Below are 14,741 nucleotides of genomic sequence, written 5' to 3' on the forward strand. Positions count from 1 at the left end.
CCTGCTACTGTCCGTACGTGCAGGAAGGGTGCCGCCCGTGTTCGGGCCCCACCCTTCCCCGAGCCGTTACTTCTTGAAGGCGTCCTTGACCTTCTCGCCGGCCTGTTTCAGATCTGCCTTGGCCTGGTCGCCCTTGCCTTCGGCTTTCAGGCCCGGATCGTCTTTGGCTTCACCGGCAGCTTCCTTGCCCTTGCCGCCAAGCTTCTCAGCGGCGTTCCCGATCTTGTCGTCCAAACCCACAGTGCCACTTCCTCAGGTTCGTTGCCGCCTGCGGACTGCCTGCGGCTCACCCACTCATCATAAATCGGATCCTTGCAAGATGCTAAGCATGCTGATTAAATCGTGTCCATAGCGCCACTACGACGCTGATGGTCCTTTGAAAGGAAGTGCGTCATGGGCATTCTCGGATTTCTTCTGCTCGGCCTGATTGCGGGAGCCATCGCCAAAGCCATACTCCCCGGCCGGCAAGGCGGGGGCTGGCTGATCACCCTGGTTCTGGGCGTCGTCGGAGCGATCCTCGGCGGATGGATCGGCTCACTGATCTTCGGGGGAGGCCTCGCGGACTTCTTCGACCTCAGGACCTGGCTGCTGTCCATTCTTGGCGCCCTCATCGTCTTGGGAATCTACGGGGCAGTGACCCGCAGGAGCCACGCCTGACCCGGACAGCCAAGCCACGGAATACCGACAACCCAATGTCGGTAGCCGGGCGGGGGACCCACGCCCCCTTCACCGGTGAAGTAGCCGGTGCGAGTCAACCCGGGTGAACGCTCACCCGCCCTGAACAGGCCACCCCTGTTCGGCGGCCAGCTGAGGGGATCCACCGGTAGTGTCAGGGTTGAATCCGTGACCTACTCTCGGCATTGTCAGAAAAGCAGAATCGGGCCCTATTCTGACGCCGTTGAGGCGCCAACCTGACGTCAGGTTGGGGTGTGCCCTACCTTGGCATGAGCTGAGCCAGTGACGCTGCCACCACAGAAGCTGGCGTCACCGACCTGCTTATGCTATCGGGACATTGTGCGAACCTGCCAGCCGTCCTTCTGACGGAACGTTTGGCTAGCTCTTCCATATGACAGCTGGAGGCGGAGGATGCCCTGCTCAAGGGATAGGTATTCGATAATCCCGCATGAAATGACAAGGCCGTTATCGAGAACCTCAACCGCATCTCCACGTTTGAGCCCGTTCCAGTCGAAGATTTCGAATGAAATCGGCGTCATCACGAAGCCTCCCTGATTCGTCCGGCAGGGGATGTGGCGTTCAAGGAAGATCTGGTGGGTCTGAAAATTAAGTCGGTCGAGAACATGGGACTACCTGCGTTGTCGCAATGAAAGCATCGCGAGATCGCGGGCGACAGCTTTCAGCGCCTCACTACGACTCATGTACTCGGCGCGCATTTTCTTTCGATACATCGGTGACAGGGGAACGCTCTCATCGTTTCCGTTGGAAGAGAACGGGTCGTAAAAGATGAGGTCTGTTATCCGCTGGCCGGTGGCTAAGCCAAGAGGTAGCTTCGCCGAATCATGGTGAGGTCTAGCGTGGACAGGCGGAGGGAGGACGCTTGGATACATCACGCCGAGGACGACCACAATGCTTTCACTCATGAACTGCTGCAGCGGTCCAGGGGCCGAGATGGGGGAGCCTTGGTCCTCGGCGACGAACTGGCCTCTTTTTTGAGTAAGGGGCTTCATTATTATCAGGGGGTTCCTGTGACAGTAAAAGGGAGTAGGACACTGTACGCGTCGGCGCACCGGGTCTATCTTTGGCCACCTTTGTCGCTTATGACCTTAGGGACCCGAGGGCTTTGAGGCCTTCTTCACCGAATTAGACGGCTTTGCGCGGCGGCGAAGCAGTGTTCGAGGGCGACCGGCACCTCGCGGGTGTTCCTGAGGCCCATGGATGCGGCGAGGCGGAGGGGCCCAAACCTCGCGACCAACCGGCTGCCAGAACAGACCACACATGCCACTCAGCGGAGGGCCCTCAGCGGCGAGGGCCTGCCGGAACGTGTCCTCCTATCCGAAGCGGCATGTCACACTCCCGAGGGGTCCGTAGTCAGCGTGGACGGTGTCACCCTTGTGGACCCAGAGCGGGCCGGTAAAGGAGCCGGCCAGGATGATATCGCCGGCCTTGAGTGAATCACCGTGCGCGGCGATTTTGTTGACCAGCCAGTGTACGCCGTTGGCCGGGTGGTCCAGGACGGCGGCTGCCACGCCGGTTTCCTCTATCCTCTGGTTCTTGTACAGGATGGCAGAGACCCAGCGCAGGTCCACGGCGTCGGGCTTCACTGGGCGGCCGCCGATCACCATGGCACCCATGGCGGCGTTGTCGGAGATAGTGTCCACGATGGTCCGGCCCTCCATCTCGATCCTGGAATCTAGGATCTCGAGGGCCGGAACTACATAGTCTGTGGCGTTTAGGACGTCGAAGATGGTGCAGCCGGGGCCTTTCAGCCCGTTCTTCAGCACGAAAGCGAGTTCCACCTCCACGCGCGGATGGGTGTACTGCTCCCATTCCACCGAGCAGCCGGTTTCGAGCACCATGTCGTCAAAGATGGCGCCGTAGTCCGGTTCGGTGATGCCGGTGGCGTCCTGCATGGCCTTGGACGTGAGACCGATCTTGCGACCCACCAGGGTCCGGCCGGCTTCCTCGTTCCGGCGCCGCCACAGCTGCTGGACGGCGTAGGAGTCCTCGACGGTCATTTGTGGGTAGCGTGCGGTCAGGAGAGGAACCGGAGTGCGGCGCCGACCGGCCTCCACTAATTCGTCGGCAATGGCCTCAATAGTCTTCGGGTCAAGCATGGCTACGCTCCTTGTGTGTTGAACGGTCAGTCGTCGTGGAATTAACGTGTGTACGCGTTACGCCGGGAGCGCACTATCTGAGAGCTTCTCGCCTTTGCACTGCGTGATGTTTGTGGCGTCAATGGAGGCCGGGGGTGCGGTCCTGGTCGGTGGATTGGCCGGTTTGGGCCGAAGGTGGCAGCGGTTCTTTCCTCTTCGGACCGCTTTGGCGCTCAACCGCGGCAAACTGTCCGGTGTCGGGTACGCCCGGGAAGTGGACCGTAAGGACATCATCAGCAGTTGGTGGGAGCGGCTTCGTGGACGTATGCATACGGAGGAGCGCATAGGCGGAAATTAGGGTCCACGCGATGTTGGAGACTACCGACGGCCAGGCGTGGTGGAAGACCCCATTGACTATAAAGGCACAAGCGCCAAGAAGGTTTGCTATCTGAAAGCCGCGGCCCGGTTGTATCCAATTTAATGAGACAGCCATGAACGCTCCGAGTATCGTGGCTGCCCCTGTCCAGCCTGCGATTTCCCATAGCAGTTCCATTCGTGTCCTTCCAGTGGTAGCGGTTTAGCCGACGGTCGCGAAGTAGGGCTTTGGGGGAGTGGCCAGAATCAAACCGTAGCCAGGGCTTGGGCGCTGTCGGAGAGAGGGGCCAATATTGAGCAGTTAACCCACCTATGTGAATTGTGGGATTTCCGAAGGGAAGGTCTGGGAATTCAGTTGTGACCTCGTGTATCGATACGGTTGATCAGGGCATCGCCAGACAGGTATCGGGCAATATTCTCAATAAACAAATCCACTAGTCGTTCGTCCTCGCGAGTGCTTAGCGCGGCGCTGTGCGATGAAACCAGAACATTGGGCAGGGTCCAAAGCTGATGGTTTGCGGGCAGTGGTTCGGGTGAGGTCACATCCAAAGCAGCTCCGCGCAAACGGCCTTCGGACAATGCAAGTGCCAGTGCGTCGTTATCGATTGTGGTGCCTCTACCTATATTCACCACGATTCCGTGAGGGGGAAGTGCGTCGATGAGGGTGCTGGAAAACAACCCAGTTGTCTTCGTCGTCTGCGGCAGACAGAGGACAACGGCATCGCTTTTGAGTACGAGTCCACGGAGGACGCTTACGTCGTCTGTTTCCCCGATATGCCAAAACTCGTCTTCGGGAGAGCCTCCACCAACACCTATGACCCGCATTCCCATGGAGGTGCACACTTCTGCCACCCTCCGGCCGACATTACCGAGGCCAAGCACCAAGACTGTTGAATCGCTTAATTCATCGAACGCCCGTGTGCGCCATTGCCGCTCTTTTTGATCCTGAAGGACTTGCGGTACGTCTTTACGGAAGTACATCAGGGATAGCAAAGCCCATTCGGCAAGTTGTTGCGCGTGGATACCAGCTGCCGTGGTGAAGGCCACCTGCTGTGTTGCCCATGTCGGGAGTGAGGCTGCTTCTATGGTTTCCCCAAAGCCTGAGGCTGTTCCTTGGATCCACCTCAGTTGAGGGCACCATCTCATGACTATCTCGCGTAGGCTTTCGTGTCCCTGAAGTGGTGTGCCCAGTAGCACCGTGGCTCCGGAGAATGCCTCTTGGATTGCCTTTTCGTACCCCGGTCTGACTTGAGTAATGTCGCCGATGTGGTCGCAGGGATACCGCCGGGGAGGTAGCAATTCCGGTCGATGAATGATCGGAATAGCAGGGAAGGCCTCGGCGATCCGGGCCACCAACGCGTCATCCAGTCGAAACCCGATTCCTATCTGGTCCACCACGCCAGTGGTCGAGTCAGCGCCGCTTCCCTCTACGGCTCGCACCTGCGCGGAATCATGCACTGTCATCAAACCCACTCGCCTTTTATTTTTTTAATGGAGCCGGTCCTGGAGGCTGGACGTGCATCCCATCATGTCGACGGACGCATCCGCCTGTCAACAGTAGTCTGTCGTCAGGTCTCACCGGGTAAACCTAGGGGAGCAGTCCGAAGCCGAGACACCCATCTCCCGAACTGAGCCGTCATGATCGCGCACGCGGGCACGGCGCTGCGACAGAGCGGTGTCTTGGCAGTGCTGGCCGTGGCCGGCAGGCGCTTTGACTCGGCGCCCCGTCCAGAAGAGCCCTAACGCGGAGCTTGCCGGGAGGAGGGGCATTCCGGTGGTCTTCGCCAGCTGTTGCATAGAACCGGCGGAAGACCTACGGGCGCCCTTCTGCGACAAGCGCTCCCACAAGGTGAGTCAGCTTCCGCATCTTGCTTGCGCAACGGGACCCCTTTTGGACGCTCATGCCCCAAGGCCTTGGCAATGGCATCGATGACAGCAACCTGTTGACAGATAACTGTCTGGAGGTAAAGTTGAGAGTGGGCCGGACGCGGGCTCCTCGTGGACTCCTCACAACCGAAGGAAGAACAGCTAATGACAGCAGTGCTCGACTCCTCACCGAGAATCGACCTGTTGACGCGGGCGACGACCCTGAGGCGGCAGGTGATGGAACGCACCCGCGAGGCTATCTTCGCCGGGGAGTTCCCTCCTGGTTATGAGTTGTCCGAGCCGCAACTGGCGGAGCGGTTTGGGGTCAGCCGGGGCCCGGTCAGGGAGGCCCTGTCACTGCTGGAGGGCAGGGGCCTGATCGAGAAACTTCCAAACGGAAGCCGACGTGTTCGTAGTTTTGCGCGCGCTGAGATCTCCCACGTGTACGAAGTCCGCACGTCTCTGGAGGTGGCTGCCCTGGCCGCTGTGGTCCGGTCCGGCAAGCCAGTTGACGTACTCAGGGAGCATGTCCAGCGCATGCGCTCTGCTGCCAGTGAGAACGCTTCTGGAGATGTTCTGGATCATGACATGAAGTTCCATGTTGAACTCGTGCGTCTGGCCGGAAATCCGGCGCTGGTGAGGGCCTATGACACTGTCGCGGACCAAGTACGGCTCATCATCAACCGGTACACAGAAGAATCGGTCGATCCGTCCCTTATCGCAGACGATCATGCCTCCATCATTGCGACCATTGACGCCGGCGATGTGACAAAAGCCCCTGGAACCATGACGGCACACATTCGCGGCTCCATCTACCCACCCCCCGACGCCGAAACACGGCATCACCAAACCACTATTTGATGGGAATTTCTCTATGACAACCTTGGCAGACACTAAGTCCTTCGGGCTTTGGATCGGGAATGAGGAAACTCCCGGTCTCTCCAGTGAGCAGTTCCAGTCCCTAAACCCGGCCAACGGTGAAGTTGTCGGAACATTTGCCAAAGCCACGGCCGCGGACGTCGACCAGGCAGTAAATGCTGCCCGTAAGGCGCTGAGCGGGGAGTGGGGAAAGGTCACCCCGTTGGAAAGGTCGCGTAAGCTCTTCCAGATCCGCGATCTCATCCTGGAGAATGCGGAAGCCTTGGTTGAGGCGGAGGCACTGGATACGGGCAAGGCGATCAGCTTGGCTCGGGGGGATGTATCCACCGCGGCGCGCTACTTCGAGTACTACGGCGGTATTTCGGACAAAATCTATGGCGATCAGATTCCCCTGGCACCCGGGATGCTCGATTTTGTGACCCGTGAACCAATCGGAGTCAGCGCACAAATCGTTCCTTGGAACTTCCCCTTCATGATCGCTGCAAGGAGCCTGGCTGTCGCTCTGGCTGCGGGAAACACGGTAGTCGTCAAGACGCCCCAGGAAGCGCCCCTAAGTATTGCTCTCTTTGCGGGCCTGCTGGGAAATTCACAGATCCTCCCTCCCGGGGTTGTAAACGTTCTTCACGGCGGAGGCGAGGCCTGCGGCGCGCCGTTGGCCGCACACCCTGATGTCAATCTGGTGACCTTTACGGGTTCGGTGGCAACCGGACGCAAGGTTGCCATTGCCGCTGCTGGAAACAACAAGCCCAGCATCCTTGAACTTGGCGGCAAGTCACCTGCCGTTGTCTTCGCAGATGCTGACCTTGACACAGTTGCTAAGGAAGTTGTTGCCTCGTCCATCGAAGTCTCCGGACAGAGTTGTGATGCCATTACCCGCGTGCTCGTCGATGAGACCATCCACGATGCACTGGTAGAACGAATTGTCGCCCTGTACAAAGAGCTGACAGTGGGTTCGGCGTTCGAGGACCCCGACCTGGGCCCGCTGATTTCAGAAAAGCAGCTGGCGCGAGTGGAGGGTCATATTAGGACCGCGAAAGAAGAAGGCGCGCACCTGGCGTTCGGCGGCAACAGGCTCCAAAGCTCACCCCTGGATAAAGGGTGGTTCTTGGAACCCACTCTGTTTACCGGCGTCAAGCCGACCATGACGATCGCCCGCGAGGAGATTTTCGGGCCTGTCCTGTGCGTTATTCCTTTCAAGGGCGTCGAGGAAGCTGTCAGCATTGCCAACGGCACCGATTATGGTCTGACGGCCAGTGTTTGGACTCGCGACATCGACGTTGCCTTCAAGGTCAGCTCCCAGCTTGAGGCTGGCCAGGTTTACGTCAACTGCCTTTCCAGCGGAAACGGTCCGGCGATCCCCTTTGGGGGCGTAAAGGACAGCGGCCATGGGCGCGAAAAAGGCATCGAGGCCCTGCGTGCATACACCTGGGCAAAGAATACCTGCATCAAGTTCCCCAGCAACTAAGAGCCCCCTTCTCCACTAGACGGGGCTCAGCTCTGGAGGCCGCTGGGCGGCCCGGAAACCTCTCGGAGGCAACACGGGCCGTCCGGGAACCCAACAGTCCACGGACTCGCACACCGCCGGGCACGGACAAAGTACACCTCTTGATGCTTTTGAAACCGCCATCACACAAAAACGTAATTCCGTTATCGGTCGACTACCGGTAAGTACACAGGAAAGAGAATTAGATGAAAACCATTCCAGGCGGCGTTAATTCCGTTATGATCACGCCGTTCACTGAGAACGAAGAAGTCGACTATGCTGCCTTCGAAAAGCATGTCGTAAGGGCGGACGAGGGTGGCGCTACCGGTGTGCTCGTGGCCGGCGCAACAGGAGAGTTTTACTCTCTCACCGATGAAGAGCGAATCAATCTCGTTCGAATCGCCAAGTCAGTGTTGCCGGCAGATAAGCCGGTTGTTGCTGGAGCGAACGCTTTGGACGTCACCACTCGATCGACTGGTGCACTGGCTGCGAAGCTGGCCGCTGCAGGCGCAGATGCACTCCTTCTGCTTCCGCCGATCTTTGTAACCCCGAGCCATGGCGAAGTTATTGACTTCTTCGCTTCGGTCCACCAGGCCTCGGGCCTGCCCATCGTCGCTTATAACAACCCCAAGCGCACCGGCGTCACTTTCGATGCCGCTCTTCTCTCCACCTTGATCGAGAAGTGCGGTGTAATTGCCTTGAAGGACAGCTCACGTGATCTCGAGTTCGTCAGCAAGGCTCGCAGCGCCCACCCCGAACTCACCATTTTCACCGGCATGGACACGCTTATTTCGCCGACCTTGGTAGCAGGTGGGTCTGGCGTGATGAGCATGGCCCACCAGGTACTGCCGGACCTTGTGAACCGCACTTACGAAGCAGCGACGCGCAATGACTGGGAAGAAGCTCACCGGGGGACTGAGAAGCTCCAGGAGCTCTACCGACTGATGTACGCCTGGGAGGGAGTGCCTTACGCAGTGCTCAAGTACGCGATGAACTACCGTGGTCTGGAAGGCGGCGTTCCTCGGTTGCCCATCGCCACGGTCTCGGGCAGTTTTGCCCTTGAAATCGACAAATTCCTCGACACATTGGTCGACGTCGAGGTCTAATCCAACTGGGAACATCGTGAACAAAAATCGCGTTATCCACGGGTCTGCGGCTGGCCCTGGTTTCTTTCAGGATGTTGAGTCGACCCCGGTAGCGAGAGACGCTTGGTCCCTCGCTACCGGGGCGGCCTATCGTGGCCCTGCACAGCACCGTGTCAGGTCAAGGAACGAGGCAACATGTTTATGAATCAGGGCACTTCCAGCTTTACGGTTCTGGGCAGCGATTCTCACCGGACCCGCGCGGTTGGCCGTTCACATCAGTCAGTCCTTTCTTATCTCCCCGGAAGCGCATACATCATGGGAACCTCCCAACTACTCCACGGCCAGACAAAGTCAACACAATCGGGGGCGTCCGAATGAGCAAGGTCCTCGATACCGTCGATGTTGCCGTCTTGGGGTGCGGGGCCGTCGGCGCGGCAGTGGCGTACTTCCTGGCGCGTGACGGGGCACGGGTTGCTGTCATCGAGCGAGGCGGCCCCGGATCCGGCACGTCAGGCCGATGTGAAGGCAATCTCCTGCTGGCAACCAAAACGAAGGAGGACATGCTCCTTCTTGCACAGGAGAGCCTTCGCCTTTTCGAGAAGCTTTCCTCGGAACTGGAGCTTCCGTTTTCTTATGAGCGGGAAGGCAGTCTCTACCTTTACACCGATGAAGCGGACAAAAATACTCTGAATGACAGGGTGACCTTCCTGAAAGATCGGGGGGTGGCGGCGCGTGTTCTCGAAAAGGAACAAATCACGGCCGCCGAGCCACGCATCGGGCCGAAGGTCACTGCGGCGCTGGAATGCGACGAAGACATCTCTGTCTACCCCCCGGCGTTCGTGAATTCGTTACTGGAGGGGGCGAGGGCTAAGGGAGCCACGTTTCATTCCGGCACCTCCGTCAAGGAAATACTCCTTGACAGTCAAGGCAAAGTCTCCGGCGTGGACACTGACGCGGGAGTTGTCAAGGCGCGCTGGGTAATTAATTGCATGGGGGTTTGGTCGCCCCCGGTGTCGGAAGCGATCGGCGTCCCGCTGCCGATTCGGTCAAGGCACGGGGTTATCGTTGTCACGGAGCCCGTCCCTGGTTTCCTCCGGCGCAACGTTACCGAAGCTGGATACATCTCCGCCAAGGGCCCATCGAGCCAATCAGATGCTGACCCCTATGGAATTGGTTTCATCGCCGAGCCAACCTTCAGGGGCAACCTGCTTCTGGGCTCAAGCAGGGTTTTCCGCGGGGATTCAACAACAGTTCCGCTGGAAATTGTCGATGCGATCGTTAGACGCGCACTCACGTTCATACCTGACCTAGCCTCCGTCAACGTGATACGAGCGTTCGCTGGTTTGCGCCCGTGGACTCCTGACGGCCGTCCGATCGTCGGAACGACAAAGGTCCCCGGCTACATTCTCGCGACGGGGCATGAAGGCGAAGGTATAGCTCTGGCTCCCGTTACAGCCAGGATCGTCAGTGATCTTGTGCGGGATGGGTTCACTGACCTGCCCACAGATGCCCTCAATGTTGACCGCTTCCTGAGCTCGGAGGTTTCCAAATGAAAGAGGATCGCGAACCCCTGGCACGCCGGGTCTATGGGCGTGAAACTGAAGAAGTTCGATTGGAAGTTGACGGTCAGGAACTATACGCCTACGCGGGGGAGAGCCTCGCAGCTGCAATGTTGGCGAACGGATTCGTCAGCACCCGATCTACGCCGTGGCGTCACCAGCCCCGTACTGCATTTTGCGGCATGGGATCTTGTTTTGAATGCATCGTCCAGCTCGACGGCGTCGGAACCGTGCGGTCGTGCATGACCCCCTGCGTCGACGGTGCGACCGTTCGCCGCCTTGGCGATGAGGATAAGAATGAAGCGTGAACTGGTAGTGATTGGTGCAGGGCCGGCCGGAATGGCTGCAGCGGTTGCTGCATCCAAATGCGGCGCCCGAGTGACTGTTGTTGATGAGAATCAGCAGCCTGGGGGCCAGATATTCCGCCGAAGTAATGATCCTGGGGTCGCTCGGTCCCGCAAGATGAAACCCCTTGAAAGCCGTCTCAGGCGGGAGTTCGAGGCCCAGGACATCGAGTTCTGGGGCGCCGCGACCTGCATTTGGGCCGACAACGAGAACAATCTCCGAATCGTTCACAACGGCAGAGTCGAGGACGTAGAAGCCCAGTCGGTGATTATCGCGACGGGGACATACGAAAGAGTCCTGCCGGTACCTGGTTGGACTTTGCCGGGCGTCATGACGGCCGGTGCAGCTCAGGCTTTCCTGAAGGGCAGTGGCGTTGTGCCTGCAGGACCGGTTTTGCTTAGTGGCAACGGGCCGCTACAGCTTGCCGTCGCAGCCGACCTCATCGCACAGGGAGTCCAAGTTGCGGCCGTGGTCGAGAACTTCAAACCGTCCATCCGGCAATTGGGCCAGGCCGCGCCAAGGTTTGCCCTTTCCCCCAGCGTGATGCTTGAGGGCTTGGGCTACCTCAACACACTACGTCGGGCCGGTGTGCCTTACCTTGTAGGCCATGCGGTCACAGAGATCAGCGGAAACGGAAAAGTTGAGCGTGCAGTCGTCTCTGCTTTGGACAGCGAATCGAAGCCAATTCCCGGTAAGACAAGAGAGTTCGAAGTCGATTCGATTTTGATGAATCAAGGATTCTCCTCTTCCGTCCAACTGCTGGATCTGCTCGGGTGCTCTCTAGAATATAGGGCGCTAACCGGGGGATGGAGCCCAATCCGCGATCGGTTCCTTCGAACCAGCCGTTCGCTGGTCTATGCAGCAGGTGACTGCGCCGGCGTCGCTGGGGCCGAAGTCGCTTCAATGGAGGGCGAAATCGTCGGTCGCACCGCGGCCGGCGATCTAGGCCACGAGGAAGCCAGTGGAGCTGCGCTGCACACGCTACGAACCCGCTGGAAGCTGAAGCGACTTGCCGGGTTCCGTAGCGCCCTGGATTCGTTTACCCTGGCTGCCGGAAAGTCAACGGCGTGGATGACACCGGAAACCATCGTATGCCGGTGTGAGGAAGTATCCCTCCGCGAGATCGTTACTGCGATTGGGTCCATAGGCACAAAAGCCGCCACGGGACGGGACGTCAAACTATGCACGCGGGCCGGCATGGGCATGTGCCAGGGGAGAATGTGCTCGGCTGGCGTCCAAGACGTCCTCGCGAACGAGGGGATTCCGGAAGGGTCTGATTTTCTAGCAGCTCCGCGGTTTCCTTCCTCCCCTATTCGGATGGGTGCCTGGTCCGAGGACCCCAGCTAAGCAGCAATCAAACTTTGTGCCTGATCGAGGTCTCAAGGAACGCCGGACGGAGATCCTGCCGGCGACAACAGGGGTCAGTTCGCGTTGAACAGCGAAGTGCCGGAGGGCAGACTCCCCCCTTCGGCACGCAGGACAAGCACCCACCGCGCGGACGCTACGGCGTCCGCGCGGGCGTTTGGCCAGGTCCAGACAAAGGACGACCCCGTCATACCTGGCATCACCTACCTCTCCAGCCAACTTGGCAAGAACACAGCCTCAGTCACCTCGAAAACCCGGATTGAAAGCAACGATGAAGAAGCGTATTCCCCGCAAACATCTCCCTAACAGGAAGCCACAGATCACCATGGCGAAAACCGGCGAACACTGCCCGCTGAATGGATGGTGGACTCCAGACGGGACGGAGGGAGATGGGCACTATATTGCCGAAGGCAGCATAATGCCAGCGGTCCAGGGCGAAATCGTCACCTGGACACTGGTGGGTCATCTCGGCTCACGGAAACCGAAGCACGAGCATCCCCCACTTGGGGGCTACATTAGCAATTATTACTAGCCGGTTAAGGCTCAGTCCACCGCTCAACGGGTGTCCCGGCACTTTCCGTCCGCTCAAACTAATAACGTCACCCATAGAGGAAAAGGAACTACCGCCATGAAGTCGTACCGGTGCCGCGACTGGAGCGTTCTGACAGGAATGGAAGTCGAGATCCGGATGGACGGCCGGCTGGTCCGTACCGGCACCGTCGAGGCAGTAATGCCTGACGCCTCAATGCTATGGCTGTCCTCTGACTACAACGGAGGTCGGACGCTGTTCGAAGCAGCAGAAGGATACGAGGTCTGGGCTGAACCCGAAAAACTCCAAGAAGGACCGAACTGGGCGACAAATGGGACAGCAAACCCCAACTGATACTCAGTTCGCGAACCGAGCAGGCAACAACAACCCGGGACAGCTGCTAACAGACTAATAATTCCATCGCGGACCAGCCAAGAGAAAATGAGCGCCGATCGCGACTCGTCCTGGCCCCGCTTCACCGGCAGCAACGCGCACACTGGGCACCAGGCGTCGCAACGTGGCCATATTTAGGAACCAAATGCCTTCACTTCTTTCCCGCATTGTGAAATCGGCCGAAGACGCTAACTTCGCGTTCGCAATTATCCGACGACAAGAATCAGAACACCTTGATGTAATGATTGGCGATGTCGTGGATGTTGAGAGCCTGTCGGACATTCCTCTCGGTGCGGGACAAAATGCGCACGACGTGCTGACGCTCGTACCCTTTCGACAAGTAAGGGAGCGGGGATTCCAAGCAACTGACGACGGCTACCCACTCCGATGCCTCCTTGTCACCGAGCGAGAGACAATGCCCCTTTCTGATGCATTGGCCGTTCTTCCCCTTAGCGTCGTTCCTGTAGAGTCGCTCGGTTTCGACACGAGCGACGACGACTATGCTGAAATCGTCCAGCGCATCGTCTCTGACGAAATTGGTAGCGGCGAAGGATCAAACTTCGTCATTCGCCGTTCGTTCCTGGGCAGCACTTCACTTCTCCCGTCGCTTGCCGTCCTAAATTGGTTTCGCGCATTGCTGGCTGCGGAGCAGGGTGCGCACTGGACATTTGCCGTCCATACACCAGGTCACTCGCTCGTGGGTGCCTCACCTGAGTGCCACGTGTCAGTCAGGAACGGACTGGTCACGATGAACCCTATCGCCGGGACGCTTCGTCATCCCGCTCAGGGGCCCACGGCGGAGGATGTTCTCGCTTTCCTTTCCGACGGCAAGGAGAACGACGAACTCTTCATGGTCGTCGACGAGGAAATGAAAATGATGAGCGCCGTTTGCCCTACGGGCGGCCGCATCAAAGGCCCCTACCTCAAGCAGATGTCCAAGCTCAGCCATACCGAATACGTGTTGGAGGGTACGACATCGATGGACCTGCGAGAGGTGCTTCGGTCAACGATGTTTGCACCTACGGTCACAGGGTCACCGATGGAAAATGCCTGTGCAGTGATCGCACGCTATGAGGAAGGCGGACGGGGATACTATTCGGGAGTGCTCGCACTGTTTGAAGCGCAATGGAACGAGCTCGGCACCGTCTCCTATGAACTCGACGCGCCCATCCTCATCCGCACAGCTCACATCGACCATGCCGGACTCCTCACCGTCTCAGCAGGAGCAACACTCGTGCGTCTTTCTTCCCCTGAAAAAGAAGTCGCCGAGACATACGCTAAAGCCTCTGGAATGCTTTCAGCCCTGGGGCTGATACCTTCGGGCATCACGCCGCCTCAGATCGACCTCAATTCCGAACCGGGTGTAGCTGAGGCCCTGTCGCGCCGCAACGAAAAGCTAGCGACCTTTTGGCTGGAACCCCAGCATCGGGAAACTCAACCACCCTTTACTGGGACAAAGGCTCTCGTCATTGACTGCGAGGACCAGTTCACGGAAATGCTCGCACACCAGCTACGCCATCTAGGGATGACCGTAAGGGTGGTCAGATGGGACGCGGTTACAGACATCACCGCACCGAACCTTGTGGTGTTCGGGCCCGGGCCTGGGGATGCCCGAGATACCACCAGCAAACGGATGGAAACCGTTCGTGATCTCCTTCGTGCCCGGCTGGATCTTGGCAGGCCCCTGTTGGCAGTATGCCTTAGCCACCAGATCCTGGCACTGCTTTCCGGCCTGCAGGTTGAGCCGTTACCCTCACCCCGGCAAGGAGTTCGTCTTGAAGTAGACGTCTTTGGGTCACCCGCCAGAATCGGGTTCTACAACACCTTCAGTGCTGTCACCGCTCCCTCCGCGGCCCGCACTCCCAGTCTCTATCTTGAGATCTCCGACACTGACGGAGTCGTCACCGCGCTCCGTGGAGCCGGGGTCGCGTCAATACAAGGACACCTGGAATCGGTCCTGTCGTCGGACGGCCTCGCCACCTTGGAAAGGCTCGTCCATATGGCCCTTGGAACCGATGGTTCCGGGGGATAGTTTAGTCTTGCCGCTTCCGTTCGGCGTCGTTCACAGGCTCGAGGGCGCCGCACCCACTA

13 protein-coding genes are annotated in these 14,741 nt (G+C 58.9%); 9 read left to right on the top strand and 4 right to left on the bottom strand.

The genetic code is table 11. From position 1 onward, the window contains the following. Positions 1 to 66 precede the first annotated feature (66 nt). The gene (locus ACZY1F_RS18455; RefSeq protein WP_463943740.1) at positions 67 to 240 is read right to left on the bottom strand and encodes a CsbD family protein; all 174 of its coding nucleotides are present in this window, start codon (positions 238 to 240) and stop codon (positions 67 to 69) included. Between the two features lie 153 nt (positions 241 to 393). Between ACZY1F_RS18455 and ACZY1F_RS18460 the strand changes: the two genes are divergently transcribed. Beyond that, on the top strand, positions 394 to 657 hold the full coding sequence (locus ACZY1F_RS18460; RefSeq protein ID WP_463943742.1) for a GlsB/YeaQ/YmgE family stress response membrane protein: 264 nt from the start codon (positions 394 to 396) through the stop codon (positions 655 to 657). Positions 658 to 2,006: 1,349 nt separating this feature from the next. Here ACZY1F_RS18460 and hpaH read toward each other — a convergent pair. The 3 genes from hpaH to ACZY1F_RS18475 all read right to left on the bottom strand — a co-directional run bounded on the left by hpaH (position 2,007) and on the right by ACZY1F_RS18475 (position 4,610). Beyond that, a complete protein-coding gene (gene hpaH, locus ACZY1F_RS18465) occupies positions 2,007 to 2,792 on the bottom strand; it encodes a 2-oxo-hept-4-ene-1,7-dioate hydratase (protein ID WP_463943744.1) in 786 nt (261 codons plus the stop codon). A 118-nt stretch (positions 2,793 to 2,910) separates the two neighbouring features. Continuing rightward, positions 2,911 to 3,324 carry a CBU_0592 family membrane protein gene (locus ACZY1F_RS18470; RefSeq protein WP_463943746.1) on the bottom strand — a complete coding sequence of 138 codons (414 nt, stop codon included), beginning with the start codon at positions 3,322 to 3,324 and terminating at the stop codon, positions 2,911 to 2,913. 173 nt (positions 3,325 to 3,497) lie between these two features. After that, positions 3,498 to 4,610: a D-2-hydroxyacid dehydrogenase gene (locus tag ACZY1F_RS18475; RefSeq protein WP_463943935.1), complete on the bottom strand. Its 1,113-nt coding sequence runs from the start codon at positions 4,608 to 4,610 to the stop codon at positions 3,498 to 3,500. A 567-nt stretch (positions 4,611 to 5,177) separates the two neighbouring features. Between ACZY1F_RS18475 and ACZY1F_RS18480 the strand changes: the two genes are divergently transcribed. The 8 genes from ACZY1F_RS18480 (at position 5,178) to ACZY1F_RS18515 (ending at position 14,682) form a co-directional block, all read left to right on the top strand. After that, a complete protein-coding gene (locus tag ACZY1F_RS18480; RefSeq protein ID WP_463943748.1) occupies positions 5,178 to 5,873 on the top strand; it encodes a GntR family transcriptional regulator in 696 nt (231 codons plus the stop codon). Positions 5,874 to 5,886: 13 nt separating this feature from the next. Then, positions 5,887 to 7,356 (top strand): aldehyde dehydrogenase family protein, encoded by a 1,470-nt coding sequence (locus ACZY1F_RS18485; protein ID WP_463943750.1) that lies wholly within the window; start codon positions 5,887 to 5,889, stop codon positions 7,354 to 7,356. A 224-nt stretch (positions 7,357 to 7,580) separates the two neighbouring features. Next, positions 7,581 to 8,480: a dihydrodipicolinate synthase family protein gene (locus ACZY1F_RS18490; protein ID WP_463943752.1), complete on the top strand. Its 900-nt coding sequence runs from the start codon at positions 7,581 to 7,583 to the stop codon at positions 8,478 to 8,480. 353 nt (positions 8,481 to 8,833) lie between these two features. Beyond that, the gene (locus ACZY1F_RS18495; RefSeq protein WP_463943754.1) at positions 8,834 to 10,012 is read left to right on the top strand and encodes an NAD(P)/FAD-dependent oxidoreductase; all 1,179 of its coding nucleotides are present in this window, start codon (positions 8,834 to 8,836) and stop codon (positions 10,010 to 10,012) included. After that, positions 10,009 to 10,326, top strand: a complete 318-nt coding sequence (locus ACZY1F_RS18500; RefSeq protein ID WP_463943756.1) for a (2Fe-2S)-binding protein — start codon at positions 10,009 to 10,011, stop codon at positions 10,324 to 10,326. Before ACZY1F_RS18495 ends, ACZY1F_RS18500 begins: the two co-directional genes overlap by 4 nt. Next, positions 10,316 to 11,710 (top strand): FAD/NAD(P)-dependent oxidoreductase, encoded by a 1,395-nt coding sequence (locus tag ACZY1F_RS18505; RefSeq protein ID WP_463943758.1) that lies wholly within the window; start codon positions 10,316 to 10,318, stop codon positions 11,708 to 11,710. The genes ACZY1F_RS18500 and ACZY1F_RS18505 overlap by 11 nt, the downstream gene beginning before the upstream one ends. A 646-nt stretch (positions 11,711 to 12,356) precedes the next feature. Continuing rightward, on the top strand, positions 12,357 to 12,611 hold the full coding sequence (locus ACZY1F_RS18510; RefSeq protein WP_463943759.1) for a hypothetical protein: 255 nt from the start codon (positions 12,357 to 12,359) through the stop codon (positions 12,609 to 12,611). A 184-nt stretch (positions 12,612 to 12,795) separates the two neighbouring features. Beyond that, on the top strand, positions 12,796 to 14,682 hold the full coding sequence (locus ACZY1F_RS18515) for a chorismate-binding protein (RefSeq protein ID WP_463943761.1): 1,887 nt from the start codon (positions 12,796 to 12,798) through the stop codon (positions 14,680 to 14,682). The last annotated feature ends 59 nt before the right edge of the window (positions 14,683 to 14,741 follow it).

The sequence above is a fragment of the Pseudarthrobacter xylosi genome (assembly GCF_055412765.1).

Bases quoted from the DNA above. Each gene is read 5' to 3' on its own strand.
- ACZY1F_RS18460 (WP_463943742.1), top strand. From the start codon at position 394: ATGGGCATTCTCGGATTTCTTCTGCTCGGCCTGATTGCGGGAGCCATC.
- hpaH (WP_463943744.1), bottom strand. From the start codon at position 2,792: ATGCTTGACCCGAAGACTATTGAGGCCATTGCCGACGAATTAGTGGAG.
- ACZY1F_RS18470 (WP_463943746.1), bottom strand. From the start codon at position 3,324: ATGGAACTGCTATGGGAAATCGCAGGCTGGACAGGGGCAGCCACGATA.
- ACZY1F_RS18475 (WP_463943935.1), bottom strand. From the start codon at position 4,610: ATGACAGTGCATGATTCCGCGCAGGTGCGAGCCGTAGAGGGAAGCGGC.
- ACZY1F_RS18480 (WP_463943748.1), top strand. From the start codon at position 5,178: ATGACAGCAGTGCTCGACTCCTCACCGAGAATCGACCTGTTGACGCGG.
- ACZY1F_RS18485 (WP_463943750.1), top strand. From the start codon at position 5,887: ATGACAACCTTGGCAGACACTAAGTCCTTCGGGCTTTGGATCGGGAAT.
- ACZY1F_RS18490 (WP_463943752.1), top strand. From the start codon at position 7,581: ATGAAAACCATTCCAGGCGGCGTTAATTCCGTTATGATCACGCCGTTC.
- ACZY1F_RS18495 (WP_463943754.1), top strand. From the start codon at position 8,834: ATGAGCAAGGTCCTCGATACCGTCGATGTTGCCGTCTTGGGGTGCGGG.
- ACZY1F_RS18500 (WP_463943756.1), top strand. From the start codon at position 10,009: ATGAAAGAGGATCGCGAACCCCTGGCACGCCGGGTCTATGGGCGTGAA.
- ACZY1F_RS18505 (WP_463943758.1), top strand. From the start codon at position 10,316: ATGAAGCGTGAACTGGTAGTGATTGGTGCAGGGCCGGCCGGAATGGCT.
- ACZY1F_RS18510 (WP_463943759.1), top strand. From the start codon at position 12,357: ATGAAGTCGTACCGGTGCCGCGACTGGAGCGTTCTGACAGGAATGGAA.
- ACZY1F_RS18515 (WP_463943761.1), top strand. From the start codon at position 12,796: ATGCCTTCACTTCTTTCCCGCATTGTGAAATCGGCCGAAGACGCTAAC.